Annotated in this window: 22 protein-coding genes, 1 tRNA gene and 7 pseudogenes; 19 read left to right on the top strand and 11 right to left on the bottom strand. The window is 35.6% G+C overall.

The window, feature by feature from the left end; translation table 11 throughout:
* Positions 1-283: 283 nt before the first annotated feature.
* The 3 genes from AAGD87_RS06690 to AAGD87_RS06680 all read left to right on the top strand — a co-directional run bounded on the left by AAGD87_RS06690 (position 284) and on the right by AAGD87_RS06680 (position 4,033).
* The gene (locus AAGD87_RS06690) at positions 284-1,702 is read left to right on the top strand and encodes a hypothetical protein (protein WP_341817803.1); all 1,419 of its coding nucleotides are present in this window, start codon (positions 284-286) and stop codon (positions 1,700-1,702) included.
* 259 nt (positions 1,703-1,961) lie between these two features.
* Positions 1,962-2,159: a hypothetical protein gene (locus tag AAGD87_RS06685; RefSeq protein ID WP_182309933.1), complete on the top strand. Its 198-nt coding sequence runs from the start codon at positions 1,962-1,964 to the stop codon at positions 2,157-2,159.
* A 41-nt stretch (positions 2,160-2,200) separates the two neighbouring features.
* The gene (locus AAGD87_RS06680; protein WP_341817527.1) at positions 2,201-4,033 is read left to right on the top strand and encodes a hypothetical protein; all 1,833 of its coding nucleotides are present in this window, start codon (positions 2,201-2,203) and stop codon (positions 4,031-4,033) included.
* Here the strand turns inward: AAGD87_RS06680 and terL are convergent.
* Positions 4,013-5,447: pseudogene (gene terL / locus AAGD87_RS06675) on the bottom strand (phage terminase large subunit). The gene AAGD87_RS06680 and the pseudogene terL sit on opposite strands and share 21 nt — an antisense overlap.
* Positions 5,448-5,572: 125 nt before the next feature.
* Between terL and AAGD87_RS06670 the strand changes: the two are divergent.
* Positions 5,573-5,701: a hypothetical protein gene (locus tag AAGD87_RS06670; protein WP_341817526.1), complete on the top strand. Its 129-nt coding sequence runs from the start codon at positions 5,573-5,575 to the stop codon at positions 5,699-5,701.
* 80 nt (positions 5,702-5,781) lie between these two features.
* Here AAGD87_RS06670 and AAGD87_RS06665 read toward each other — a convergent pair whose 3' ends face one another.
* From AAGD87_RS06665 to hflK, 3 genes are read right to left on the bottom strand one after another with little or no spacing between them, the layout of a single operon-like run.
* Positions 5,782-7,275, bottom strand: coding sequence for a DegQ family serine endoprotease (locus AAGD87_RS06665; RefSeq protein WP_077188355.1), 1,494 nt, complete (start codon positions 7,273-7,275; stop codon positions 5,782-5,784).
* Between the two features lie 3 nt (positions 7,276-7,278).
* Entirely contained in the window at positions 7,279-8,151 is an 873-nt protein-coding gene (gene hflC, locus AAGD87_RS06660; RefSeq protein WP_155969359.1) for a protease modulator HflC, read from the bottom strand.
* A gap of 2 nt (positions 8,152-8,153) precedes the next feature.
* On the bottom strand, positions 8,154-9,188 hold the full coding sequence (gene hflK / locus AAGD87_RS06655; protein WP_010962866.1) for an FtsH protease activity modulator HflK: 1,035 nt from the start codon (positions 9,186-9,188) through the stop codon (positions 8,154-8,156).
* A gap of 453 nt (positions 9,189-9,641) precedes the next feature.
* Here hflK and walE1 point away from each other — a divergent pair, with 453 nt between their 5' ends.
* From walE1 to AAGD87_RS06620, 7 genes are all read left to right on the top strand, one after another.
* Complete coding sequence (walE1, locus tag AAGD87_RS06650) at positions 9,642-11,165, top strand: actin bundler (protein WP_264339096.1); 1,524 nt, start codon at positions 9,642-9,644, stop codon at positions 11,163-11,165.
* 254 nt (positions 11,166-11,419) lie between these two features.
* Entirely contained in the window at positions 11,420-11,749 is a 330-nt protein-coding gene (locus tag AAGD87_RS06645; RefSeq protein WP_007548762.1) for a transposase, read from the top strand.
* Entirely contained in the window at positions 11,733-11,933 is a 201-nt protein-coding gene (locus AAGD87_RS06640) for a hypothetical protein (protein WP_010082383.1), read from the top strand. Before AAGD87_RS06645 ends, AAGD87_RS06640 begins: the two co-directional genes overlap by 17 nt.
* Before the next feature lie 19 nt (positions 11,934-11,952).
* Positions 11,953-12,345, top strand: a complete 393-nt coding sequence (locus AAGD87_RS06635) for a transposase (RefSeq protein ID WP_338481864.1) — start codon at positions 11,953-11,955, stop codon at positions 12,343-12,345.
* A gap of 336 nt (positions 12,346-12,681) precedes the next feature.
* Entirely contained in the window at positions 12,682-13,017 is a 336-nt protein-coding gene (cutA, locus tag AAGD87_RS06630) for a divalent-cation tolerance protein CutA (protein WP_006279213.1), read from the top strand.
* A tRNA-Gln gene (locus AAGD87_RS06625) sits at positions 13,008-13,082 on the top strand. The genes cutA and AAGD87_RS06625 overlap by 10 nt, the downstream gene beginning before the upstream one ends.
* Before the next feature lie 201 nt (positions 13,083-13,283).
* Positions 13,284-13,676: a hypothetical protein gene (locus tag AAGD87_RS06620; RefSeq protein WP_244263371.1), complete on the top strand. Its 393-nt coding sequence runs from the start codon at positions 13,284-13,286 to the stop codon at positions 13,674-13,676.
* Between the two features lie 15 nt (positions 13,677-13,691).
* Here the strand turns inward: AAGD87_RS06620 and AAGD87_RS06615 are convergent, their stop codons facing one another.
* Both AAGD87_RS06615 and recG read right to left on the bottom strand, forming a co-directional pair.
* Positions 13,692-13,979, bottom strand: a complete 288-nt coding sequence (locus AAGD87_RS06615) for a hypothetical protein (RefSeq protein ID WP_010962862.1) — start codon at positions 13,977-13,979, stop codon at positions 13,692-13,694.
* A gap of 952 nt (positions 13,980-14,931) precedes the next feature.
* Positions 14,932-16,953 (bottom strand): ATP-dependent DNA helicase RecG, encoded by a 2,022-nt coding sequence (gene recG / locus AAGD87_RS06610; RefSeq protein ID WP_038199133.1) that lies wholly within the window; start codon positions 16,951-16,953, stop codon positions 14,932-14,934.
* Positions 16,954-17,249: 296 nt separating this feature from the next.
* On the opposite strand from recG, the gene AAGD87_RS06605 reads away from it, so the two are divergent.
* Together AAGD87_RS06605 and AAGD87_RS06600 are read left to right on the top strand one after the other, a co-directional pair.
* Positions 17,250-17,909 (top strand): hypothetical protein, encoded by a 660-nt coding sequence (locus AAGD87_RS06605; protein WP_341817525.1) that lies wholly within the window; start codon positions 17,250-17,252, stop codon positions 17,907-17,909.
* 71 nt (positions 17,910-17,980) lie between these two features.
* Positions 17,981-18,184: pseudogene (locus tag AAGD87_RS06600) on the top strand (hypothetical protein); the annotation flags it as partial.
* Here AAGD87_RS06600 and miaA read toward each other — a convergent pair.
* A complete protein-coding gene (gene miaA, locus AAGD87_RS06595; RefSeq protein WP_065094524.1) occupies positions 18,181-19,065 on the bottom strand; it encodes a tRNA (adenosine(37)-N6)-dimethylallyltransferase MiaA in 885 nt (294 codons plus the stop codon). The pseudogene AAGD87_RS06600 and the gene miaA sit on opposite strands and share 4 nt — an antisense overlap.
* A 75-nt stretch (positions 19,066-19,140) precedes the next feature.
* Here miaA and AAGD87_RS06590 point away from each other — a divergent pair, with 75 nt between their 5' ends.
* The gene (locus AAGD87_RS06590; RefSeq protein WP_182309938.1) at positions 19,141-19,611 is read left to right on the top strand and encodes a hypothetical protein; all 471 of its coding nucleotides are present in this window, start codon (positions 19,141-19,143) and stop codon (positions 19,609-19,611) included.
* A gap of 213 nt (positions 19,612-19,824) precedes the next feature.
* Positions 19,825-21,134 (top strand): annotated as a pseudogene (locus tag AAGD87_RS06585) (IS4 family transposase).
* A gap of 12 nt (positions 21,135-21,146) precedes the next feature.
* Here the strand turns inward: AAGD87_RS06585 and AAGD87_RS06580 are convergent.
* The 4 genes and pseudogenes from AAGD87_RS06580 to AAGD87_RS06565 form a co-directional block, all read right to left on the bottom strand.
* Positions 21,147-21,686 (bottom strand): annotated as a pseudogene (locus AAGD87_RS06580) (hypothetical protein); the annotation flags it as partial.
* Complete coding sequence (locus AAGD87_RS06575; RefSeq protein ID WP_341817523.1) at positions 21,683-21,877, bottom strand: hypothetical protein; 195 nt, start codon at positions 21,875-21,877, stop codon at positions 21,683-21,685. The gene AAGD87_RS06575 and the pseudogene AAGD87_RS06580, both read right to left, overlap by 4 nt.
* A gap of 4 nt (positions 21,878-21,881) precedes the next feature.
* A pseudogene (locus tag AAGD87_RS06570) lies at positions 21,882-22,757 on the bottom strand (hypothetical protein); the annotation flags it as partial.
* Positions 22,758-22,761: 4 nt separating this feature from the next.
* A pseudogene (locus AAGD87_RS06565) lies at positions 22,762-24,071 on the bottom strand (IS4 family transposase).
* An 87-nt stretch (positions 24,072-24,158) separates the two neighbouring features.
* Between AAGD87_RS06565 and AAGD87_RS06560 the strand changes: the two are divergent.
* The 4 genes and pseudogenes from AAGD87_RS06560 (at position 24,159) to AAGD87_RS06550 (ending at position 25,839) form a co-directional block, all read left to right on the top strand.
* Positions 24,159-24,827, top strand: a complete 669-nt coding sequence (locus AAGD87_RS06560) for a hypothetical protein (protein ID WP_264339657.1) — start codon at positions 24,159-24,161, stop codon at positions 24,825-24,827.
* Positions 24,828-25,004: 177 nt separating this feature from the next.
* Positions 25,005-25,106: an IS630 transposase-related protein gene (locus AAGD87_RS06555; protein WP_213863610.1), complete on the top strand. Its 102-nt coding sequence runs from the start codon at positions 25,005-25,007 to the stop codon at positions 25,104-25,106.
* Positions 25,107-25,155: 49 nt separating this feature from the next.
* Positions 25,156-25,242: pseudogene (locus tag AAGD87_RS07915) on the top strand (hypothetical protein); the annotation flags it as partial.
* 261 nt (positions 25,243-25,503) lie between these two features.
* Complete coding sequence (locus AAGD87_RS06550) at positions 25,504-25,839, top strand: transposase (protein WP_341817522.1); 336 nt, start codon at positions 25,504-25,506, stop codon at positions 25,837-25,839.
* Positions 25,840-25,910: the final 71 nt, after the last annotated feature.

Here is a 25,910-nt window from a genome sequence, read left to right as displayed (position 1 = left end):
ATGTTATGCCAAAGAGTATAATAAAATCTATATCAAATACTTTACAAGAAAAAGTGGGATAGAGGCAAAAGCAAATATTAATAAGGATAATTTAAGAAAAGTGCATGCTAGAGTTTGAAGAAGCAGTAAAAATAAAAAATATTATTGAAAGGTTAAATAGCACATGATATAATATATATATAGTGTAAAAATGTAAATAATTTTATTGACATCTTTACATTAATAGTTCTTAAATATTTAGTACTGTAGAATTAAATTATTAAGTTTTATGAAGGAAGTAAAAATGGTGGAAAGCTTTTCAGGTAACAACAAAGGCAGTAATTTTATTGAGGAGGCAAAAATAATGGAAAATTTTTCAGATAATAACGGAAACGGTAGCTCGATCTTCCAAGGAAAAATCAGGGAGCAAGATTCCTCTGCAGAGCAGAAGCTAAATGAACTAAAAGCAGCCATAGAGGAGCTCACCAGACAAGATTTGCTCAGGAGGCTCGAGTGTGAGCGTCAGGATTCTAGTTGTATCGATGAAATATCATCTCAAGCAGAGCTACATATCGGAGAAGGTGATGATGAGGATTACTTCACTGGTGAAAAAGGAAGAGTACTCGGAGATTTCTGGAATTTCTTTGAATCTCTCTTTACCCTTTTTGAAGTAGATGTAGATGATCCGAAAATCTACCAAATGCTCAAGGAGAAGAAAGAAAAAAATTGGCTTCTTTCGATAATTAAATTTATGCGTGACAAGCTTAAGGAGTTAATCAAGAAGATTTTTGCACGCGATTTAAGTTTCAATCAGAGGTTGGACAAAGAGATAAAAGAATTGCAGGAGAAATTAGGCAGTGGTGAGTTATCAGAAGAAGAGTTTGCAAGGGCGTTAGAAAGATTAACTGCATTGCAAGATCTGAAACTCAGGTTACAAATGGCCGTTGTCGGATGGATTGTTACAATGTTCGCAGAGATGTTTGGAGTTGAGTTGGCGGCTGCGGTAGAGGCATCTACAGAAAAAGAAGATAAAAAAGCAGAAAAAACATCATTAAAGGAAGAAAATAAAGAAGTTTGCGAAAACGTAGAAATGAAAGTGGATGAAAGAGAAAAACCTAAAGTGCCAGTTTTCCTTTTTGAAGTTTCACCAGGATTTGTAAGACCGGTTGTTCTGAGCAAACCAGAACTTGATCTTTTACCAAAACCTATAATGCCTCCTATATTTAAAGAGGTTATAAACAATGAGAACCGCGAGGTAAAAGAAACAAAACCAAAAGTGGAAGAAGAGAAAAAAGCGAAGCCGGAGGGACCGAAGAAACAGGTGTGTCCACCGAAGAAGCCTGCAACGGAGACGGGGCAGGAACAAATAAAGCATAGTTATGGATGCAATAGTGGTTGGAGAAGTGATAGCGACTTAGGTTCAAACCAATCTGCTCCAAACTTTATTTTCAGCAAAGAAGCTTCGAATCAATCTGCTAAGAGTCCTGTCTCTAACCCAGGGCAACTTAACGGAAGTGCTCCAGGAAAACCTGTTCGGGAATCTGCAACAAAGCAATCCATTAAAAGTTCTGTTGCTGATTGTGAATTTGATTTTAATATAGGTACTTGGAACGGTGCTGAGCATGAAGGTTCTGTGGGTGATGTTCAACCACCAAAAGAATTGACTAATGATGTAAAAGTTGAGAAATGTGTAGAAGGTCCGTCAGTAGGAAAGGCGCCATAATGAAGGTAGTTAGATCCCAGTGTCTGGGCACTGGGATGACACCCATAACCTTGTCATTCCAGTGCGTGACGCTGGAATCCAGGGGCATATAGATAGGTGTCGACAGTTCGTCATTCCGCTACGTGTTAGCGGAATCTAGAAAATTGAATTTTATGAAAAAGAGTGAATAAAATTTTTTGAAAAAAAATATAAAAAAGTGCTTGCACTTAATTTTATTTTTAGTATATTAATTGCATAATATTTTTACTTAGGGGTCAATATGCATAGTGGTAATGATAAAAAAGGTTTTGATGCTGAAAAGTGGAAGCGTGATAATACAGCACCAGGTGGTGGTATAGTGCAGGGAGCAAGAGGAATGAGGTATGATGATCATAGTGATAAAGCCAAGGAGCTACTAGAAAGGAGGCGTCAGTCTGAGCAGAAAAAAAACGAACCTGGTAGTTCTATGAAACGTTAAGTGAAAGGTAGTTGTTGTAATTTAAAAATGGGGAGGTTGGTATGTATGGTAGAAAAATAGTGAGAGCGTTGGTTAGTGCTTTTAATGTACATAATTATGCTCGTAATACAGTTAAAACTAATTTTACGCTGCAAAGCAGGGGCGGGGAGGACTATATTGTAGTCTCATTTGATAAGGGTATGAAGGATTATCAGTGTAGCGAATATCTGGACAGTATAAAAAGGAAGATAATACGTGAATTCTATGGCATTGAAGAAAGTAATGATAAAGAAATATTGGATACAGCCAAGAAAGATTTTGATGTTACGTCTTTTCCATTTAACTATATCTATAAAGGGGACTGGTCCGTAGATAAGCAAGGTAGAATTGAGTTTGTAGCACCTGTAGATCAAGGTGTAATTTTTAATTTAAAGTCTCATTTGGCTGCTTCACTTGCAAAGGGTGTTCTAGAAGATATGCGAGTTAGTAGCACAGCCGTACCATTCAACAAGAAAAAGTATTTATGGTGTGGTGAATTTGATAATAAACAATTACGTGAGGAATTTGAGCGTGAGTTTTTGTCAAGGATGAAGAATAGATATGGGTATAGGAATGGTTTTAAGAACCCTCTGAAGGTTAAAGGCAATAGTGTATATATCAGGGACGTTTTTGATGACGCTCGTTTTATCGATAGTGTAGCACGGTATATTACATCGCTTAAAGGTATGGGTCTCCAGGCTGATAGCAAAGTTCGTGGTGATGTAAAAGCATTTAAAGAGTTGATAATGGAATTTATTGATCAACCAACGGAAATAATAATAGCTGGCTTTGTATGTGCTTCTCCTCTAGGTAGAGAAGAGGCCTCAGTTCTTATACCTCTTGTATTAAATGGCGGAAGAAAGCGGATATTGACAAATGAAGAAGCTCTTAAACTAAATCATGCATTTAATGGTGCTGTATTTAATGATCTTTATGGTGGAATCCAGGGGGAATTAGCAATAAATGGAGGTAATGGACTGTATAGCATAGACTTTTCCAATCCATACATTTCTCACTGTGTGATAACTAAAATAATAGAAAGCTCTGTAATCAACAAAGACCATGAACTGGCCATTGACCCTGAGCTTCCTCGAACGCTATTAACTGAACCATCACCGACACGGGAGTTTCCCAAGCGAAGTCGTGATGAAGGGTTAGAGACGCCTCCCAGGCAAGGATCAGAAAGAGAGGGAGGAAAAAGGGGGCTGTTTCAGTTGGTGCCGGAGGAAATAGATTCAAGTCAATCCACTTGTGGTCAATCACAGCTATCTTTGAGTAGATCATCATCGATTTCTTCTCCTAGAGCATGGAAGAGTTCAATGTCCTTAAATTCTGGGGTTTCTAGTGATGAGTGTTCTGAAGCAAAGTCACAAGATAGTAAATCTCCGAAGAAACATGGGGGTGGTGTTCAAAAAATGAAAAAATGGCTCTCTTCAACTTTTAGTAAGCAATATGACGTAAACCTTAAGCGACATGATGAAGGGCGTGGTACAACGCGCAGTACTCCTGAAACTCCTGTAACTAAAAAATCATCTGTGTCTAGATTATTTTCTTCATTGTCAGATATAGTAAGAGTAGAAAATAATTCACCCTCAAAAGAGACTTCTCCTGTAAGTTCTCTAGATGGTGATCCAGGCCCGTCACAAGGTACTATTTCGGGGAAAGGGGAGGTACTACCTGTAGAGTATAGATCTGATAACTCTAGTTCTAAAACAGCAGTTGATAGAGATAGTGGTTTTTGTTCTACGGGTTCTCCTGCTGCGCAACATAAGGGAAGTGTCCCTTCAAAGGAAAGTGTCCCTTCAGAGGTTAAAGAGTGTGAGGTAGAGCCTGTATCAGAGGCTTTGAGAAAATAAATTTAGGTTTTTAGATATCCACCCAAGTGTTTTATTAGGGTTGGAGCCAAAATCCCTGACCCTGAAAGCACTGGTGTTAGTTTTTCTCATCCATTGCAGATATTGCACCGTACTATCCACTTGATCATCGTGGCGAGTTTCTGGGAACATTAAAATTTCATATTCGAAATCGCTGAGCCATACCGCTTGCTGTGGCAGAAAAACCCTGCCAGACTCTATCACCGGAACAATTTGATAAAATCGAGTGAGTTTGTCATTGTGTGGAATTATTTCGATAATCGGTAGATCGCTATTTGCCTTTAGCTCTTGTGTTAATTGTTGACCACTCGTTTTTGCTTCGATCAAAATTGCGTGTGGCGTCCATCTTGCAGCTAGTGACAGAACTTGCTCTTTAAGCTTTGGGTACTCAAGCTTTGCTCGATATACATCAAGTAAATAGAATTTATTATCTATTTTTGCCCAGGTGGTGCAGACGTTAAAGTCGCTGGAATCGTTTGTTGAAACTGCAGTGTCCCAGCTTTGAGTTACATGTGAGAGATTATCAGGGAAATTTTTATAGCGCTTTAACCACTCTTGTTTTATTATACCACTTGAAAGCGGCAGGGGGTTTTGTTGATATTGAGCAGCAAAAGCGTAACTCCCGAGTTCAACTTTTATCATCTCAACTTCTTCTCTTCCTCCCTCCAGGGGATATAATAACTCATTCTCTTCTCTTGAATATAAACCTTTTTCTTGTGTCGTAATTGAGTCGATTATCTCCACTTTTTCAGAAATCATTGGCAAACAAATGTGATGCCATATGTTTTTTGGCTTAGATAAGAGGTGCCCAGTTAAGTCTTCCAGGTGGAGCCTATGCATCACAAGCACAATTACTCCTTTTTTTCTATCGTTGAGTCTCGTTACCAAAGTCTGATCGAACCAATTTGTGGCACGTTTTCTAAATGTTTCACTCAAAGCTTGAGCAGGGTTAAGCGGATCATCCACAATAATAAAGTCACCACCTTCACCGGTTAATGTTCCTCCAACTGATGTTGCGATTCTGTATCCTCTCTGCACTGTTTGGAATTTATATTTAGTGTTCTGGTCTTTGGATAGTTCTACCTCTGGAAATAGTTCTTTATACCAATCAGATTGCATTATGCACCTGGTATCGAGCGAATGTTTTTCACTAAGCAACTTAGAATAACTTGCAACTATTATTCTTGCAGTTGCCCAGTATCCATGCGGGCCACGCAACACTCATACATATGGACTTCATTGAACGCGGAGGCATATTGAATATTATGCGCCTTACTTCGCCAGCATTCGCTGCTTCCAGCCTGTCTGCTATGACTTTTATGTACTGATAATCATTATACTCACATCCCGGCACCACTGTTTGAAAGCACAGTTCAATGAATTTTAGAAAGTTCATGTTAGACCTCCTATAGTATCACCCAAGTAACCCCTATGGTGTTATCCAAGTGGCCGACACTGGTTCCTTTATGACGGCGTCATGCAAGTATAGCTCTTTTTACAATAATCCGAACAGACCGTAATATGCTACTGGCCTGCTATAGCCATAAACACATATCTTATCGCATTCGGACTATTATAAGAAAGGCTATAGCTGACACTGGAATGACATCCTTTGATTTTTTATATGGTTATGCAAGAAATCTAGTGTAGATTTTTATTTATTTTATAAGATTGAAGTGTTACAGTAGCGAGCTTACAACACTACTGTTTTGTAAATTTAGTGAATAAAATTACTTCTTTAACTTTATTGAAGCGAAAAATTGATTTCCATTGCGGTAAATGAGCAACATTATTGAATCTTTACCGTTTTTCTTTACTGCTAAATCAACTTGTTTTTGAAAATCGTTAGTATTTTCTATATCAGTTCCATCCAATTGGATAATGATGTCCCCTTTTTTAATACCACGCAGCGTGGCATTACTGTTACTATCTACATTGGTAACTATCACACCTTTTGTAGGTACATTATTTTTACTTTCTTTTGATTCTTTTGGCAGATTTGAAACAGTTAAACCGGTTACATAATCAGATGTTGATTTATTTTCTTCTTGATTGTTATCTTGGCCATCATTTGTAGATTCTCCGATCACAACTTTAATATTAACCTCTTTGCTCTTTCTAAGTAACTTAACTTGCACTTTTTTCTCAGGTCCAGCTCTTGAAACCATTTGAGGTAATTGTGTCATTCTATCGATTTTTTTACCGTCAAATTCTAATAATATATCACCTACTTTAATCCCACCTTTTTCTGCAGGACTATCCTTTACTATACTTGCAACCAATGCGCCTTTTATATCTTTTAAACCCAAGGACTCAGCAAATTCTTTCGTTATAGGCTGAACTTGCACACCAAGCCAACCATGTTTTATTTTTTTGCCACTTTTTAATGTGTCAATAATTGACATAGCTAAATTAGATGGTATGGCAAAACCTATACCCACGTTGCCGCCAGACTCAGATGGAGAATAGATAGCAGTATTAATACCTATAACTTTTCCATTTAAATCAAATAACGGTCCTCCAGAGTTACCCCTATTAATTGCAGCATCAGTTTGAATAAATTCATTCATAGTGCCAATACTAATGTCCCTGGACCTTGCAGATATAATTCCTGTGCTTACAGAGCCACCCAAACCAAATGGGTTACCTATTGCCATAACCGTATCACCAACCCTTGCTTTATCAGAATCACCAAATGCAACAGAAGAAAGATCTTTATCAGAATTAATCTTAAGCACAGCAAGATCAGTTCTTGCATCATAGCCTAAAACTTCTGCTTTGAAATAAGTATTATCGTTCATAGTAACTGTGATATCTTTGGCGTTTTTAATAACGTGATAATTGGTTACTATAGTTCCACCTTTATCTATAATAAACCCAGAACCAAGCAACACCACCTCTTTGTTAACACTAGGGCCCCTATCCATAAAAAACTGATCAAAATGCTCAAAAAACTCTCTAAAATCATCAAAAAAATTATTTCCTGGCATAGATGGAACTCTAGTTCTGCTGTTATTTTCTTGTTTGATGATTTGTTCGCTTGAAATATTTACAACCGCAGGAATGAGTTCTTCCACTAAATCGGCAAGTCCTTGATTACAGTTGCATGCAGTAGTGCTAGCATCAACGACCTTTTTTGCATTCCAATCAAACATATTAGCATACGAAGAAAACGCAATTAGAAAATATGCAAATATAGATAAAATAAATGCCTTACTTTTCATAAATTATTTCCATCCTTTATTTAAAATATCTAAAAAGTTATTGTTTGGTGAAAGTACAAATTTAGTATTATTTTCGGCAAATGATTTACTGTAAGCGCTCATAGAGCGATAAAAGTTAAAGAACTCTTCATCAACCTTAAATGCCTCATTATAAATTCTAGTTGCTTCAGCATAACCACGGCCCCTTATTTCGTACGATTCTTTTACTGCACTGGAGATAATTTCCCTTTTTAATTTATCAGCTTTTGATCTAACTTCCTGCCCAGCTTGCTCTCCTTCTGCTCTAATTTCTTTTGCTTCTTTTTCCCTTTCAGTTTGCATACGGCGAAATATTGCAGAACTATTTTCTTCTGGTAAATCTGCTCTCTTAATTCTTACATCTATTATTTCTATGCCAAATTTTTCAGCTTCAGAATAAACTCCACGCTGAATCAATTGCATAACCTCTGATCTTTTTTCATTCAACAAACTAATCAACGAGAATCTGCCTATATTTTCTCTTATGTGTGCTTCTATAACCGGATATAATCTTCTAACCAGACCTGATTCATTCCTCACAGCCTGGTAAAAAGTAACAGGATTTGTTATTTTATATTTTGCATACGCATCTACTATAATACGTTTTTGATCCGCTGTTATCACTTCCCTTGGGATCTTGTCAGGACTTAAATCTAAAACTCTTTTATCAAGAAACTCTACACTATTTATGAATGGTAACTTAAAATATAAGCCACTTTCCCTAACATCTCTTACAACTTTACCGAGTTGTATAACTATCGCTTGCTTTGTTTCTTGCACAACAAATATTGAATTAGATAAAGCAATCAATAAAACAACAAATACAGAAACAAAAACAATTTTAATATTACTACTCATGGTTATTTTCCTAAATTTGTAAGAGGTAAATAAGAAAACATACCTTTCAGATCATCAGTTACAACAACTTTGTCTACCTTACTGAAAATATTTTCCATAGTTTCAAGATAAATACGATTCTTAACGAGAGAAGGATTCTGTCTATATTCCTCATAAAGAGATAAAAAGCGATTTGCATTACCTTTTGCTTCATTTATTATTTCATTTTCATATGCTTGTGCATCTAATTTTATCTTTATCGCTTCACCCTTTGCTCGAGGTATAATATCATTATTATAAGCATATGCTTCGTTTATAGTACGCTCTTTGTCTGCACGAGCACTTTGTACATCTCTAAACGAACTGATTACTTTTTCTGGTGGATCAATTTTTTTCATTTGAACAGATAAAATCTCTATACCCATTTGGTATCCATCAAGAATCTGCTGCAATAGAATTCTAGTATCTCTAGAAATTTCTGGTCTGCCTTGACCAAGTGCAAAAGAGATCGTATTTTTACCTATTATTTCTCTCATGGCACTTTCAGCAGCATTTTTAACACTGAAACCGGGTTTGTAATCCCGCACTTTGAATAAATAGTCCTTAGCATCTCTAACGCGCCATTGAACCTCGAAGTTAACGTTGACTATATTTTCATCTCCAGTTAGCATCACGCCTTCACCGCGATCTGTATCTCGCCCATAAGAACTACTTACCCCAATTTCTTCACGATTTACTTCCTTAACGTTCACTTTAAAAACCTTGCCAATAGGGTAGGGGAAGTGATAACGCAAACCAGGTGTTTCTGTATTAGAATATTTACCAAAGGTAAGTTCTATACTTTCTTCACTAGGATGGACAATATAAAAGCCAGTGCAAGCATAGAACAGCAAAATAATGAAAATGATGAAATAAGGTTTTTTGCCCCTGTTTCTGGTTAATCCATTAAGAAAGAACCTTATATCAGATACAGCTTTACTTAAAATATCTTCATTATTAGGAGTTTTGTTCCCTACCGGTTTCTTTCCCAGATTCCAAGGATTATTATCATCAAACATAATGATTGATTCTATAATTAATACGCTAATATTACTTCTTTAATAAGAAAATGCAAACATAAATTGCTATTTTATTTACAAATTAATCATCAGGATGGAAAACATGATCGTACACTTCCTTTTCTCTATGTAATATGGTCGACTCTATGGAATTTTCTGGCTTTTTTTTGAATTCTTTGTTGTCACTCTTTAAGTGCACTACGTCTTTGTGAAAATGGGAATTATACCTAAATAGTAAAGCTATTATTATTAAAGTTATAACAGCCAAAAAGATGAGTGTTCTTTTTCTATACTTCATAAATGCTGCAGCTTCTTGACCTAATTTTCTATGTTACCACAAAACACGTCAAGCGAAATTATTTGAAGACAAATAAATACTGGCAATCAATTTAACACTAACTTAAGAATCAAGGAATACAATTATAATATATTTAATTAATAGTGAGGTTTAAAATGTTACATAATGAAAAAAATTCAAATTCTGTTGGAACTCAACAAAACCAACCAGAAGATAGTTTTGATTTGAATAAAACGATGCAAAATCTACCAAATTCAGATATTGCTAATGATCCCAAGAAGCTAAAAGAAAGAATTACTGACCTGTTAAAAGGGGATACAAAATTCTCTAAGATGAAACAAGGAGATAAGATTCTTGTAGTAAGTGCAGCAAGTGGATTATTTACGGCAGTACTACCACTTTTGGCAGTTGGTGCAACACTTGCTATACCAGGTGCTATAGTTGGTCTTGCTTTATATTTCGCTGTAAAAGTCGCTGTAAAAACAGTTCAATCTGGATATAAAGGGCTCAAGTGGTCAGCAGAAAAAACAGTTGATGGGGCGAAATATACTGCTGGGAAAGTTAAGGACGCATCAACATACGCTGCCGGAAAAGTTAGAGATGGTGCTGTGCATGTTAAAGATAAGGTGAAAGAAGGTTATGAACATTCAGTAGATTCACTGAAAAAAGGCGCTAGTTTTGTAGGCGAAGGAGTGGCAAATAAATTCCATAAGGCATCTGGTGAGACGGACTATTTAGATAAGGTAAAAAGGTTTACTCCAGATGCAATTAAGAAATCTGACGAAATAAGAAATGATATGAAAGCAATTTTTGCTGATAAAGGAAATAATTCTGGGTTAGTGAAAAATGTACTTTCTGGAATATCGTCAGAAATTGATTTAAAAATGGCAGAGAAGGCAAAATCAGGGGAGATTGAACATACTTCTGGATGGCAAGTACAGAAAGAATTCATTAATAATTTAAATGAAAAAAGCTTGCATAACTTGTTAACACAAAGGTCATTACCTAAAGGTAGTTATTTCATCGACAGTGTTTTCTCTGAACATTACGATGAAATTAAGAAGGTTATTAAAGAATGTAGAGAAAATCATTTGTACTCAAGCGTAAGCAATATGTTTGACAGAGCAGAGAAAAAAGCTAACAGGCCTTCTGTCAAAAGTTTAACTAGGTCTGTGTCATCATCATTCTCTTCACTGGGAAGAAAAGGCTCTGAACAATCTAACAGCTTGTCAAAAAGCAATTCACTAAATTCTATAGGAACTGAAAGTACTGCTACTGTCTCTGATTCAGATTCTCAGAACTTTGCAACAGTCCGTAGAAGCAATTCATCTAGTAGCTTAACTCCTAAGCTTACTCCAGTTGCTCCACCAGAACTACCTAGAAGCGCCTCATTGACTAACTTAAATGGACAAAGTTCTTTCAGTGAAGATGTTCTCAGTGATCCTATTGTGGAGCAAAACCTGGATAGTTTGAGTAACAGAACTCTCACTCACAGTAATTCTACTGATAGTGGAATGGGTTCTGGTTCTTCTACGCTAACAAGAAAACAAGTTCTTCCTTTAAAAGAAGAATTTGACAGAGAACTCGAAGAAAAGTTGGCAAAACGACGCGCATCTCTAGATCAACCTAGTGCAGAACCTGTCAACTCAAGAGCTACAGCAACTCCAGGAACAGTGTAATAAGTAAAACTTCTACCTTCTCCAAAAGGATGTTACTCAATGAGTAACGTCCTTTTTTTGTTTTTAAACTATAGAAAAATCCTAGATCCCAGCGGTATGCGTACAACCATATGAACATTGTGATTTCTCTGCTAGGAAAGGTGTCATCCGAGTAGCTGACACTGGGATGGCTTTGTTGCATAGCAACTGAAAAAATTTGGTGGCTACTGACAAAATTCATTATAAAATAGCCATTTAACCTTGAAAGAAAAAATATGCCACAAAAAATGAGGGTCAGTAACCATAGCGAATATAACAAATTTCTAGAAAAAAGAGGAAATATTTTTCATTATATCAACGAAGCCATAGAAAAGTGGTACGAGAATGGTCCAAAAATACCAGGTGGCAACAATATTTATAGCGATAAAGTTGTAATTTTGGTGCACATAATAACTTGTTTATTTAGAATAGGCCTGAGGCAAACAGTTGGGTTTATAGCAGGATACCTTGAGCAAATTGGGAAAAATTTGCAAGTTATCAGCTATTCACAATCATCAAGAAGGTTTAAGAAACTCAATATTAAGATCAATGATTGCAGAAAATAATATGGAAGATATCGAAATTGCTATAGACAGTACAGGAATTAGTATATACAACAACACTCCTGGTCATAGCAAAGAAAATAGCGAAGATAGAAAGTATCGCAGCTATGAACAGACAAGAAAATTGCATGTAATGTTGAATACAAACAGCAAAAAAGCCATAGCTGTAAAATACAGTAACGGCTGATCACTATGGAGCTTGTGATTTGCTAAAAGAAGTCGATTTTCAGTATGTCATAAAAGTACTATATGCAGATAGGGCATATGACAGAGAAAAGCTCTATAAGCTGTGTAATCAATATGGTATAAAAACGAAAATTCCTCCGAAAAACAACGCAGCAGAGCATCCAAAGTTAGACTATATGGCTGAGAGAAATGCTGCAATTAGACTAATAAAATCATGCAGCGAAGATGGAATGAAGAGGTGGAAAAGGCAAACAAACTACGGAAAAAGATCTTATATAGAAAGTTTTTTCTCGCGACTGAAACAAACATTCGGGTTTAGTTTTAGGAATAAATCTGAGACAAATAGAGAGAAGGAACTAAATGCTATTTGCTCAATAAGTTCACTGATATTGGTATGGCTAAATTTGAGATAGCTTCATAAATTTATTGTGCGTTACCTACTATCCGAAGAGCGATGCAACAAAGCCCACTGGGATCCAGGAAAGTTTGCTTGTTTACAAGCAAACTAGCATAGAAAGTGGTTACAACGTTTTCGATGAGATTATATGGAAAACTGGATTCCAGTGTCAAGCACTGGAATGACATCACAGGGGCACTGGGATGACACCTTTACGTTTGAGGCAAACTAGCTATAACACTTAACATACTACCTTTGCAAACAAATGTTCATACAGTACGCGCTGGCGTTATTTTCTCTTGATGAATAAATCTCGGTAGAGTATAGTAGCAATGCATTTATGTAGCTACTAATGAATAATTTAGTTTTGGTTTATACAACTTTTTCAAATTTTGAGGAGGCTAAAACTGTTTCTGAAGAATTGTTAAACGAGAAATTAATTGTATGTGTAAATATATTTCCCGAAGTGAATTCTCTGTATTTATGGGAAGGTAAAATTAGTAATAGTTGTGAAGTAGTGGCAATTATGAAGAGCAGGAATGATCAAGTTGATAAAATTGTAGAAAAAATCGAAGCAATGCATTCTTATGATCAGCCAGCTATTGCTGTGATGCCCATAGAAAAAGCAAATAAATCTTTTACTAATTGGGCTAATAGTGTTATTGATGTAAGTAGTATTGGGGTGTAGCCAAGTGGTAAGGCAGCGGTTTTTGATACCGCCACGCGAAGGTTCGAATCCTTCCACCCCAGCCATATTGAAGTGGGTGTGAAATGATATCATTTTTCTATAAATTAAGATTATTGAATTATATATTAGGTAGTCTAAAAGATATAATTGTGAAACTGTTTCTCTTCACAATGTATCTTTACACATTCAGCATTGTGCTCATGTTTCTCAGCAATGGTTTTTGGTATGCTGTAGAATTTTGCTCTTTCAAAAATGCGTTTTACCGTTTGTTTCAATATTGCAAGTGGTATTATGAAAATAGGGAAGATCTCGGTTACGGAATTTCTATTCGAATATTAGTGGCGTTTCTTACTCCGCATTTTCTCTATAAATTATTACTTGGCACAGGCTGGAAGTCCTTTTTAAAGGAAAAGATAATACAGATACTCAACACAAGAAGAAAAAAGGGTAGTGAGTTCAGTAACAGTAGCAAACCAAGTGGCAGTAGTTATAGTGATAAGAATAATTACAGCAATAACAGTGGTAACAATGAGCGTCAAGCTCAAGATGCAAAGCGAAAAGTAAACATGATAAAGCAGCTATTAATCAAAGATATAGAGGCAACTATAGATAGGAGATTGAATTATATTTTTTTCGGTAAAAGGAGTAAACCTCATTAAGTATATAAAAAGGCTTTATCTAGTAAGGCTTTTTAAGGTTGGCTGTATTTTATTTTTTACGTATACCGGATCACAATCAGCCAATATACATGTGTGCACAAAATCTTGACTAAAGTCTGACAACCAAGAAATTGCCTTACGTTTTTCTACCAAGCTTTCTGTTTTTTTACAGTTACTTGCTGCATCAATCATTGCCTGCGCTATTACTGATTTCCACAGCAAATAATACCTTTGTATATCATCTGACGTACTATTTGTTTCATAGTGGTTAAAAAATTCTTTAAAATTGAAGTTGTTTGACATAATGATACCTCTTTGGATTAAAATTTGAATGATTTGAGTTTATGTCGCCACAGCAGATTCCGCTAACAAGCAGCGGGATAACGAATTACTTAACCGTCATTACACCGTCATACCGCGATTCATTCGCGGTATCTCGCTAACAAGCAGCGGACCGTCATACCGCCGCGGCGCTAACAAGCAGCGGGATGACGGTTGTCAGGCCAGCGCCCCTATGATGTCATTCAAGTAGCTGACACTGGTTCCTTTATGACGGCAGTGCCCCTATGGTGTCATCCCAGTGTCCCTATGATGTCATCCCAGTGCCCAGACACTGGGATCCAGGAATTTTGATTGGACACTGGGTTGGTAAGCATAAAAGTGTTATGTAAAATACAACGTTCTTGATGGGATTGTGTGGAATGCTGGATTCCAGACTGGAATGACATCACAGGAGCACTGACCTCTCTTGGGCTCTTTTAGCCATAAACATTAAGAAATTTACCAAATGAAAAAAAAGGCAAAAGAAGCCCCGTGGTTATTATCCGCTTTAAAATATTGGCGTTTTTTATGTTTTAAATGCTTGAAAAGCGAAATTCAGCTGCTTTTAATTGCAACTAACTTACGCTGCAAATGTTTAAGAAATTTACTAAGCAGAAAAAAAGACAAAGAATCCCCGAGTTAGCTAGTCTTTTACTATCTCTGTCGAGTATTGGCATTTTTTGATGTCTTGTAACGCTTTATAAGCGCGTTCAGCTTATTTAGATAAAAATCTAGATGTAGATGAAGTTTTGTAAAGACATACAGTATCTATATACTGCAAAAAATTGAACATAAGACGCAGATACATTAAGTAATCCTTACCTTTTAATCTGCAGATTGGCGAAAGCAAATACAATAGCTTCAGTTTCATGATAAGGGGGCTGGCGAGGTTTGTCAAGGAAGTTTTTTCGTTTCTGCGGGCTACCTGGTTTTCCTACTGAAATTTTGAAAAATGTAATCTACTCCTATATTCAAATATATCAAGCAGTAATTCAAAATCAGCCATTGCGCCTTTTGCGTTATTATACGCGAGATTGAGCAGCTCTTTGTCCTGATATAAATCAGCAAATTTAAATTCCATACATCCTGATTGTTTTGTGCCTAAAATATCTCCACTGCCTCTTAGCATCATATCCCTTTCAGCAATGTAAAATCCATCTTGTGACTCACACATGATCTTTAACTTTGAAGATGAGCTTTTACTTAAATTATCGTATAATAATACACAAAAAGATGGCTTGTTTCCTCGCCCTACTCTGCCTCTTAACTGATGCAATTGTGATAACCCAAATTGCTCTGCATTTTCTATAATCATGATGGTTGCATCTGGCACATCTATACCAACTTCTATCACAGTGGTTGCAACAAGCAGAGAAAATTCATTCCTTTTGAAGGAAAACATAACTTGATCTTTCTGCTCCTGAGTCAATTTTCCGTGTATTATCCCGACTTTATCAAGAAATGTTTTTTGTAATTCCTGAAAACGCATCTCTGCTGCAGCAATATTGGTCTCTTCGTTTTCTTCTATATATGGACAAATCCAATATGCTTTTTCGCCCCTGTTTATAGCACCTTTTAGCTTTTCAATAACATCTGGCACCCTACTAATGTTCATAGTTACAGTTTTTATTGGCAATCTGGATTTTGGTTTTTCTTTCAAAATTGAACATTCAACGTCACCATACATAGCTTGCTGCAAAGTTCTTGGAATGGGAGTTGCAGTAACGAAAAGTATATCGGCATTTTCTCCTTTTCCTACCAAGCGATTTCTCTGCATCACTCCAAATCGCTGTTGCTCGTCTATGACTGCAAGCCCTAAATTTTTAAATGTAACGTTAGCTTGAAATAGTGCATGAGTGCCAATCACTATATTTAAAACACCACTTGCAAGTTCGTTCATGATAATCTTTCTTTCCTTGCGCGAAGTTTTACCAGTAAGCAGCGCAACTTTTATATCGGTACAGGATAAAACTTCCTCAATCCAATTATAATGTTGCTCCGCCAAGATAGTAGTCGGTGCCATTAGAGCTGCCTGCATGTTGTTTTCTACCACATTTATCATTGCAAAAAGTGCAACTACGGTTTTGCCACTACCAACATCACCTTGCAGCAAGCTTATCATGCGATACTTGGATTTTTGTCTCTCTGAGATCTCATCTATTGCACGAGTTTGATCATTTGTTAATTGAAACGACAATTCATTTAAAACTTGCTCTTTATATTTACTCAATATTATAAATTCTCTTCCCCTTTCTTTCACATGATTTTTTCTTGCAAGTTTCAGCGCTAGCTGATACGCAAACAATTCATCATAAGCAAGCCTTTTTCTACAAACCTCAGCTTCCACCAATGAGCTTGGTCTGTGCAACTTTATGATGCTTTCCCTCCAGCTTAACCATTTTTTTTGCTTGATTAATGTATCATCTATCCACTCTGGTAAATCAGGCAATTCCTTTAGATTAGAGCTTATTATGTTCCCAATGCGCTTATTGGTAATGCCACGGCATAATTGGTAAACTGGCTCTATGCAAGCTATTTCTTTAAATTGGTTGATGTCAAGCGACACGTAATCTGGATGAGTAATTTGCCAATGTTCAGCAAATTTTTCGAGTTTGCCACTGATGATCACATTCGCTCCAATTGGAAATAGTTTATATAAATACTTAACTGAGTAATTAAAAAAGACTATGAATATATACTGACTCTCACTTTCAACGACTATTTTATATGGTCTACCTCTAAAAGTGGGCGACTGATGTTCATAAACTTTTGCAATGAAAGTTGTAAATTCTCCAACTCGAGCATCAGATAGTAACTTGCTTCTATCCACATAACTAAGTGGCTTATAAAACAGCAGATCCACCACCTTGTCCCCACCACAAAGTTTAGGTAATATTGCGGAATGAAACTTAGGTATATTCTCCAGCCTGCTATTTAGAAAAATCTGATTGCTCATTGAGATTCATACATGTGTAAAACTGTTATAGAGCCTTTTTAAAATCTTGTCACCTTATGGTCAGGTATGCACTATAGCTAGCACAGCTCTCTAACGTCATACCGCGATTCATTCGCGGTATCTCAGCCGCTAACACGTAACGGAATGACGAATTTGTTGTTTTTAAAATCGTCGGTAAGCCTAAGTTACCCCTAACTATATTTGCTATCATAGGGCTTATAGTAGGTATTTTATTAACTTATTAATCATTTTTATGTATTATTATACTATCAGCAGTCTATATCAAGGTATTCATAATGAGTAGCTCTATATCAGAAGAAAAGGAAAATCCAGTAGTTACATTAAGAACTCAAGCAGAAAAGTTTGGTTTTAGCAAGTTAAGAGCTGGTAAAGACAATGCTGAAGCGAATTCTGGTAATACAGCGTTCTTAGATTTTCAGAGAATGGATTTTGTTATTAACGGCAAAAGTATAAGTAGAGATTTGATTGCCGAGCTATACAAAGAACATGATAGTTTACTGCCAAAAAGTGAAGGTAAAAATGAAGACTACCGCCCATTTGCAAGAAAAGTTTTTAAGGAGATGTTCAAATACGCTAAGGCAGAAGTTCCAAGTGACTCTATCTTGGAAGAATTAGTTATCAATTGTAATCAAGCAGGATATGAAGCTGGTGTACATATAGAGTTTCAAGGTGCACTTAGCCAGCATTCATTCATAATAGAAAGCCCTGAAAAAGTAATAAGTATTGACTGTGTTAGCCAAAATAATGTGAGTGTTAAATCTGATATGACATTACCAATATTTTTCCAAAGGAGTGACGGTACATTCGGTGACAAGGTGTGTGATCTATCCAGCTCACTAGAATTCACGCTTAAGTCTCAAGATGATAAAAATGTAACATACACAAATGGTAACTTGTCACTTATAGCACTTCTCGCAATAGTCCGAATAGGATAAGATATGTGCTTATGGCTATGGTAGAGCAGTAGCATATTATGATCTGTTCGGATTATTGTAAAAAGAGCTATACTGTTCCTGAGAGACTGAAGGACTATAATATAGGTGATAAAAGCTTATTTGACATTATAAAAGAATACTTTCAGAAATTGTGCGAGAGGCTTGGATTTTTTAAAATAAAAATAGAGCATGGTTTAGGCGATCCACTAGAAGTAAGCGACCATCTGGAAAATATGGAACCCCCTATTCGTAGTAATGAGCACGGCCTGAATTAAAATATCTTGAGCTTGTTTGCACAATCAATCACTTCAGCATTTAGAAATTGTTTTTTAAACCAGGTATACTGACGTTTCGCGTAGTGTCTTGTGTTTGTTTGAGCAATTTGTATCGCTTCGTCTAAAGTAATCTCACCTTTCAAGTACTTTATAATTTCTGGCACTCCGTGTGCTTTCATAGCTGGCAAATGTGGGGCTAGGTTCATGCTAAGTAGCTTTTTTACTTCATCAATTGCTCCATTTTCAATCATTGTAATGAAACGAGAATTTATTTTTCGGTATACATCTTCACGTTTAGGCAGAATTGTATATATCTTAAAATTATTGAATAAAGGAGGCTGTCTATTCTCTTGCCATACAAAAATTGACTTGCCAGTTTCAGTGATAACTTCAAGTGCCCTTGAAAGGCGGTGCGAGTCATTCATGAACACTTTACCTTGAATCCTTGGATCTTTGCTTAGCGCTAATTTGTAAAACTCCTCTTTACTTAAATTTTTCCTTAATTCGCTTACATTTTTCCTCACTTCCTGACTTATTTGTGGCATTGATGATAAGCCTTTGATTAAACTGCTGATGTAAAGCCCGCTTCCTCCAGTGATGATAGGTATTTGAGCATTTTCTAATGCGTGATTAACTTCTTTTTCTAAATCTTCTAACCATAGACCCACGGAATAATTTTCTTTTGCTGAAACATAACCATATAGTTTATAAAATACTTCTTGCTTTGGTGGTTGAGCAGTAATTATGGGAATTTCTTCATATACCTGCTTTGAATCACAATTTATTATACTAATATTTCCATATTTTTCTATCAGGTTATCGCATAATTCTGATTTACCTGAGGCCGTAATTCCTGTAATAATTACTATATTATTTTTCATTTATATTAATTTAATTAACATATGATAAAGTGTAGTAAAAGTTTGGATTCTACAATCTAAAGTTTGGAGATTTTTATGGCAGAAAACAACGACAATAATTCATTTACTAAGCGTTTCACAAACAGGACTCCTGGCGGTACAGGGGAAGGTTTTTCCAGTAAGTATTCGTCTCAAAACACCAAAGAACGGGCATTAGGGGAAAAAGGAAAAATTTCTGAATTAGCAGGCAAAAAAACCGAATCCAAGGAAGCTTTTTCTGAAAGTGGCGGCATAAAAAGTAAAAGCAGAACTGTCAATGAAAGATCTTTTGCTGATGCAACAAAAAGAAGTAGGTCAGATCTTATATACTTAGTCCGTGGTAAAGATCGTGGAAAATCAGCGTGGCATTATGTATTAGTTGATAAAGAGAAAAGAGAAATGTTTCTAGCAAAAAGCAGAACTGGCTCTATAGATGTTGCAGACTATGGAGAGATTTTGTATTCAGGATGGGGAGAGGATCCACCACAGGCAATAGTTGATAAAGTCAATGAAGAGTTTGGGTTGTAGCAAGTCTGCATAACAAATGGTAAGCTGCGTTGTATTATATTCACAAAAACTAGCGTATCTGTTTAGAGGAGTGGCTAATGTGCAAATATTGAAGCAAAGTGCGTGACACACAGCTGTACGAACCATACGCGTCAAGTTAAGGAAATAAAGGTATGAAAGAGATAGAATAATAAGGTATAAGTTCTCCCAGATATACTTTTAGTGAGAGAACCAATGAATAAAATAACTTGCTTATCAAAAAAGCTCAAAGAATTTTTTAATGAAAAAGCAGAGAAAATCTCAATTACAACAAGGTTTATAAAAAGAAAGAGAAAGCTAAAAGGTTCATCATTCGTAAAAGCCATGGTCTTGGGTAATATAGGAGTTGATAATTGTAGCGTAGAAACAATGTGTCAATTACTAAACGAGGACTCGATAGATATAACAAAACAAGGTTTGGATTTTAGATTTACTGAAGAAGCAGTGGAATTTATGAAAAGGATGTATAATGAATCTGTGATTCTCTTTAAAAATATCTTGCAAGTTGATTGCAAAATCTTACAGCAATTTAATAGTGTTAAATTATTGGACAGTAGCTATATTACTCTACCTAACAGTATGGAAGAGATGTATAAAGGTTATGGTACTAGCTACAGTGGCTATGAAAGCAATACTAAGTCTGGAATAAAGTTACAATTAGTTTTCGACTACATGAATCAGATAATAGACCAACTTAATTTAACGGAGGGGGTAAGATCAGACCAGGGATATAGGAAACATTTAAGTAATATATTAAGCAATGATTTGCTAATATCTGATCTCGGTTATTTTGTGCCAAGTTCTTTTAAACAAATCAATGAAATAGGAGCTTATTTCATAAGTCGTCGATACCAACATATATGATGTAGAAACAAATCAAAAAATGGAGTTATTAGAATGTTGAGAGGATAAGTTATTTTTAGAAAACGAGGTATTGTTAGGAAAAGAAGCAAAAATTAGAGTAAGAATTATATGTCAGAAACTAACTGAAGAACAGTCTATGGGCAGAAGAAGGAAAGCTAATAGATTAGCAAGATCGCAGATCCTCTAAAAGAAATCAAAAATTGTTGAACTGGTCAATATTTATAACTAATGTTCCAGAAAATAAAATTAGTGCTGAGCAAGTATTAACGATTTACAGAGTAAGGTGGCAAATTGAGTTATTATTTAAATTGTATAAAAGCCATATCAGGCTTGATAAGCTAAAAGGAAAGCCATGCAGAGTATTATGTGAACTATATGCTAAATTGTGCGCAATTCTTATATTTCACGGCATAGTTGGTTGCACAGAAGTGAAAAAGAATACAGAACTTAGCTTAACAAAGGCATTTATTGAGCTAAAAAGGCGGGTTAGAGAGTTATTTTTAGTATTAACCAAAATTAATAGTTTAAAAGCATTTCTTAAAAAACTCACTATAACTTGGTCGCGATTTTCATTAAAAGACAAACGTAGAAGGGCTAGAGTATCCACTTTAACCTCTCTAAATTTGCTCACAATCTCTTAACTTGACGCGTATGCTTGGCACATCATTAACAGTACGGAAGTTATTCACTAAACCTTTAAGACCATCTTTATGACTGTTACTAATGCTATTTATTGCTGCAATATTGGCATTCTTTCTCGTATCAAGTAGCGATAAATTTGTTGTTCCTTTTTCATCAATTCTCTTTAATAACTGCTTCTCTGATTCAGAGATCACTGCTAAAGAACTAGCTTTTTTATTATCCAGATCAGTTAAGTGTTTTTTTGCACTATCAAGAAGTTCTTTTAGCTTACCATCTGTCATCTGTACAATTTCAGAAACTGCACTTTTGTCGATTATTGATTCCAATGCTTTAGCAAGATATGCTAATTGATCTGGTGTACTGTTTTCTGCTAAATCCTTAAGCCTCTTTTGTAGTGCATCAATTATTTCTTTTACTTTAGTCATTTGTGCAATATCAGAAATAGCTTTTTTATCTGCTATCAATTCCAGCGATTTTGCAAGATATGCCAGTTGATCAGGTGTGCTATTTGCTGCTAAATCCTTTATCCTTTGGTATATTGCTTCTTTCATTTCCAAAAATTTAAAAAAGTCTCAAAATTAAACCGCTCAAAATTACTCTTAAGTTGATTATGCTCATCTTCTCTTTCGGTAATATCTTCATCTATTTTCTTAATTGTGGTACGGATAAGAACAACATCCTGCACAGCAATATTTTCTGGATGTGGTAGTGGATACCCTCTGCTTGTTTTATCATCTGACATTCTGCTAAGTGATAATGATTCGTAGATTTTTGACTTTAGGGCGATAAACAACCGTTCCACTCAAAGCTAATTTTACCCTTGTCTCATTACCATTAAAGTTTGTTAGCACATGAGTTCTCTCTACCCAGTTTTCCCCTATTGGTTTTCCTGATGTTAAATTTACTAATTGCCAATCCACGTTTTTTTGCACATACGATTTAACATCTGCAGTGCCAGGTATCAGCGCATCATATGTTATGGTAATCTTAGTGTTAGCTCCTGCTGTAATGCTTCTAGTTACATAATCTGCACTCTTAGAAAGATTACCCATAACTAGCTGTAACCCAGGATATAGCACTGGACTTTTCTCTCGCCCTCCTTTTAGGCTTGCTTTTACCGTTAATTCCCCATTTATTCTTTCACGCAGTGCAAGCGGCAAATTATCAGACAAAAAGTTTTCTCTTCCCTCTTCATCTGTTAAGATAAATTCTACATTGGTATCAAATGCTACTTTTTCGACGTTTGTCAAAACAATTAAATCTGAAGTATTGGTTGCTGTAACTTTGCCAAGATCAATAACATGAGAATTTTCGCTAAATTTTGCAGCTAGTAGTCGAAACGTTAAATCTAAATTTTGATGTGGAGTCCAGGTACTTGCATTGCTAGATGAAAGTAATACTCCTACTTGATATAGCTGACTTGTTACCCAACGGCTATTTACTGCATCATATTTGCCAAGTTCTGCTATTTTGACTGCAGTACCCTGATCATCAGTAAGCAGTACTATTGCATACTCCTCTCCTGCATGGCAAAACACTGGTGGCCATTCTATACGTGTTGCTGTGCCATCTACTTTTATATCTTTCGGCTCAATATAACTTTCAGCAATGACCATACGCGTCAAGTTAAGAGATTGTGAGCAAATTTAGAGAGGTTAAAGTGGATACTCTAGCCCTTCTACGTTTGTCTTTTAATGAAAATCGCGACCAAGTTATAGTGAGTTTTTTAAGAAATGCTTTTAAACTATTAATTTTGGTTAATACTAAAAATAACTCTCTAACCCGCCTTTTTAGCTCAATAAATGCCTTTGTTAAGCTAAGTTCTGTATTCTTTTTCACTTCTGTGCAACCAACTATGCCGTGAAATATAAGAATTGCGCACAATTTAGCATATAGTTCACATAATACTCTGCATGGCTTTCCTTTTAGCTTATCAAGCCTGATATGGCTTTTATACAATTTAAATAATAACTCAATTTGCCACCTTACTCTGTAAATCGTTAATACTTGCTCAGCACTAATTTTATTTTCTGGAACATTAGTTATAAATATTGACCAGTTCAACAATTTTTGATTTCTTTTAGAGGATCTGCGATCTTGCTAATCTATTAGCTTTCCTTCTTCTGCCCATAGACTGTTCTTCAGTTAGTTTCTGACATATAATTCTTACTCTAATTTTTGCTTCTTTTCCTAACAATACCTCGTTTTCTAAAAATAACTTATCCTCTCAACATTCTAATAACTCCATTTTTTGATTTGTTTCTACATCATATATGTTGGTATCGACGACTTATGAAATAAGCTCCTATTTCATTGATTTGTTTAAAAGAACTTGGCACAAAATAACCGAGATCAGATATTAGCAAATCATTGCTTAATATATTACTTAAATGTTTCCTATATCCCTGGTCTGATCTTACCCCCTCCGTTAAATTAAGTTGGTCTATTATCTGATTCATGTAGTCGAAAACTAATTGTAACTTTATTCCAGACTTAGTATTGCTTTCATAGCCACTGTAGCTAGTACCATAACCTTTATACATCTCTTCCATACTGTTAGGTAGAGTAATATAGCTACTGTCCAATAATTTAACACTATTAAATTGCTGTAAGATTTTGCAATCAACTTGCAAGATATTTTTAAAGAGAATCACAGATTCATTATACATCCTTTTCATAAATTCCACTGCTTCTTCAGTAAATCTAAAATCCAAACCTTGTTTTGTTATATCTATCGAGTCCTCGTTTAGTAATTGACACATTGTTTCTACGCTACAATTATCAACTCCTATATTACCCAAGACCATGGCTTTTACGAATGATGAACCTTTTAGCTTTCTCTTTCTTTTTATAAACCTTGTTGTAATTGAGATTTTCTCTGCTTTTTCATTAAAAAATTCTTTGAGCTTTTTTGATAAGCAAGTTATTTTATTCATTGGTTCTCTCACTAAAAGTATATCTGGGAGAACTTATACCTTATTATTCTATCTCTTTCATACCTTTATTTCCTTAACTTGACGCGTATGATTTATGCAACAGTTCCTAAAGAACATATAGAAGCAAAAAGAGAACGTAAGCAGAAACAACAACCTCAATCCCTCGTACCACCAAAACCACCGCAAGTGCCAAAAAAAATGTTTACTACTGGTCAAGAAGTTAGACAAGAATCGAAAGTGGTAATCAAAGATAAACCTGCAGTACCGCCAAAGCCTAAAAATCTAAGCCGTGCTAATCAAAAAGTAAGCACAGAGCCAAAAGTAGTAGGAGTAATTCTTAAAAAATCAGCTGAAAGAGTACCACTAAAATCTGAAAATCAAGACAATAGGAAATCAGCACAAAAAGCTGCTGGTAAGGCGATACCAAAAGTAGCAGCGGCTACTATGAAAGGAGGAGCTAATCGCGAGATGGGCAGTAAAGTAAAGGCATTAAAAGAAAAATTTGAGCAAAATCAAGCAAAAGGAAATGCTAATGTACAGCTTGCTGAAAGCAAAACCACTCCAGCAGCACAAGCGGATATCGGTGTGAAGAAAAAACAATCTCATTCATTTCTAACAGAGAATAAAAGATCTGCAACGAAACACGTAACAGCAAAATCTGATCCAAAATCTCATATCAGCAAAAATTCCCTTCTCACGCATGCAAATGTAAAGGAAATGGTTGCACAAATTGAGAAAGGAAAAGGAGGAAGATAGTAACATTTGGGAAAAAAACATATGTGTCAAGTCAAGAGATTGTGAGCAAATTTAGGAAATTATAGCTAAACTGACTTAGATTTACCGACAATTTGAAAAACCGTCATTCCGCTAACTATAGTATTTTCAAAAGCGAATGATAAAGGTATAATATGTTTTTTTAAAGTAGGGAAAGCGATGGTATATAGTGTAGATTTAAGGGAAAAAGCAGTGTCTTTGGTAGAAAAAGGAAAGTCAAAGGTTGAAGTTGCAGAGGTTTTTGAGATAGACACTATATAGATGGCTAAAAAAGAAAGCTACTGGCCAAGGTCTCAAAGCGGTAAAAAGTACTGGTTTTATTCGAAAAATAGATCCAGAAATACTCAAAGAATATGTCAAAAAACACCCAGATCACACACTAGCAGAAATGAAATAAAACCTTGGCTTTGGGATAAGTGCAATTTGGTATAGATTAAGACAGCTAAAAATAACCTTTAAAAAAAGTCACATTCTATCAAGAGCGCAATCAAGAAGATAGGCAGCAATTTATCGATAAAGTCTCAAAAATAGACCACTGTAGCATTTTATATATAGATGAAGCAGGAGTGACTATACCGAGAATATGCACGAGCTCCAAGAGGAGAAAAAATATATGCTGATGTTCCAGGAAAAAAGCGGGAAAGAGTGAGTATAATAGGTGGATGAGAAGTTTATTGCACCAATGACCTTCACAGGAGGGTGTAATAAAGATATATTTAATGTATGGTTAGAGCGAAGATTACTTCCACAATTACAGCGTGATACAACCATAGTTATGGATAATGCTACATTCCATAAAACTCCCAAAACAAAGTCATTAATAGACTCTTTTGGCTGTCATTTGCTTTATCTTCCAACATATTCACCTGATCTAAATCCGATAGAGCATTGTTGGCACATCATCAAAAGTTGCCTCAGACCTCTAATGCATCAATGTACAGACTTACACCTTTTAGTTGGTAATACCATTTTAGACGTTTATCATTCGTTTTAGAAAATACTATAGTTGAAATAGCGCAGTTACTCACCCCATAAATTTGGTGCTCTCTTTCAATCAAAGGTGTC

Origin of the sequence: Wolbachia endosymbiont (group A) of Pherbina coryleti (assembly GCF_964026875.1) — a bacterium.
In the GTDB taxonomy this organism is placed as follows: Bacteria; Pseudomonadota; Alphaproteobacteria; order Rickettsiales; family Anaplasmataceae; genus Wolbachia; species Wolbachia pipientis.
This window is presented reverse-complemented; position numbering and strand designations above follow the sequence as displayed.

Coding starts and splice junctions, on each gene's coding strand:
- miaA (WP_065094524.1), bottom strand. CDS start 19,065: ATGAAAAATAATATAGTAATTATTACAGGAATTACGGCCTCAGGTAAA.
- AAGD87_RS06555 (WP_213863610.1), top strand. CDS start 25,005: ATGGTATATAGTGTAGATTTAAGGGAAAAAGCAGTGTCTTTGGTAGAA.
- cutA (WP_006279213.1), top strand. CDS start 12,682: ATGAATAATTTAGTTTTGGTTTATACAACTTTTTCAAATTTTGAGGAG.
- AAGD87_RS06560 (WP_264339657.1), top strand. CDS start 24,159: ATGATTTATGCAACAGTTCCTAAAGAACATATAGAAGCAAAAAGAGAA.
- recG (WP_038199133.1), bottom strand. CDS start 16,953: ATGAGCAATCAGATTTTTCTAAATAGCAGGCTGGAGAATATACCTAAG.
- AAGD87_RS06640 (WP_010082383.1), top strand. CDS start 11,733: ATGATTGCAGAAAATAATATGGAAGATATCGAAATTGCTATAGACAGT.
- AAGD87_RS06575 (WP_341817523.1), bottom strand. CDS start 21,877: ATGTCAGATGATAAAACAAGCAGAGGGTATCCACTACCACATCCAGAA.
- AAGD87_RS06605 (WP_341817525.1), top strand. CDS start 17,250: ATGAGTAGCTCTATATCAGAAGAAAAGGAAAATCCAGTAGTTACATTA.
- AAGD87_RS06590 (WP_182309938.1), top strand. CDS start 19,141: ATGGCAGAAAACAACGACAATAATTCATTTACTAAGCGTTTCACAAAC.
- AAGD87_RS06690 (WP_341817803.1), top strand. CDS start 284: ATGGTGGAAAGCTTTTCAGGTAACAACAAAGGCAGTAATTTTATTGAG.
- AAGD87_RS06645 (WP_007548762.1), top strand. CDS start 11,420: ATGCCACAAAAAATGAGGGTCAGTAACCATAGCGAATATAACAAATTT.
- AAGD87_RS06670 (WP_341817526.1), top strand. CDS start 5,573: ATGCTACTGGCCTGCTATAGCCATAAACACATATCTTATCGCATTCGG.
- walE1 (WP_264339096.1), top strand. CDS start 9,642: ATGTTACATAATGAAAAAAATTCAAATTCTGTTGGAACTCAACAAAAC.
- AAGD87_RS06685 (WP_182309933.1), top strand. CDS start 1,962: ATGCATAGTGGTAATGATAAAAAAGGTTTTGATGCTGAAAAGTGGAAG.
- hflK (WP_010962866.1), bottom strand. CDS start 9,188: ATGTTTGATGATAATAATCCTTGGAATCTGGGAAAGAAACCGGTAGGG.
- AAGD87_RS06615 (WP_010962862.1), bottom strand. CDS start 13,979: ATGTCAAACAACTTCAATTTTAAAGAATTTTTTAACCACTATGAAACA.
- AAGD87_RS06680 (WP_341817527.1), top strand. CDS start 2,201: ATGTATGGTAGAAAAATAGTGAGAGCGTTGGTTAGTGCTTTTAATGTA.
- AAGD87_RS06665 (WP_077188355.1), bottom strand. CDS start 7,275: ATGAAAAGTAAGGCATTTATTTTATCTATATTTGCATATTTTCTAATT.
- hflC (WP_155969359.1), bottom strand. CDS start 8,151: ATGAGTAGTAATATTAAAATTGTTTTTGTTTCTGTATTTGTTGTTTTA.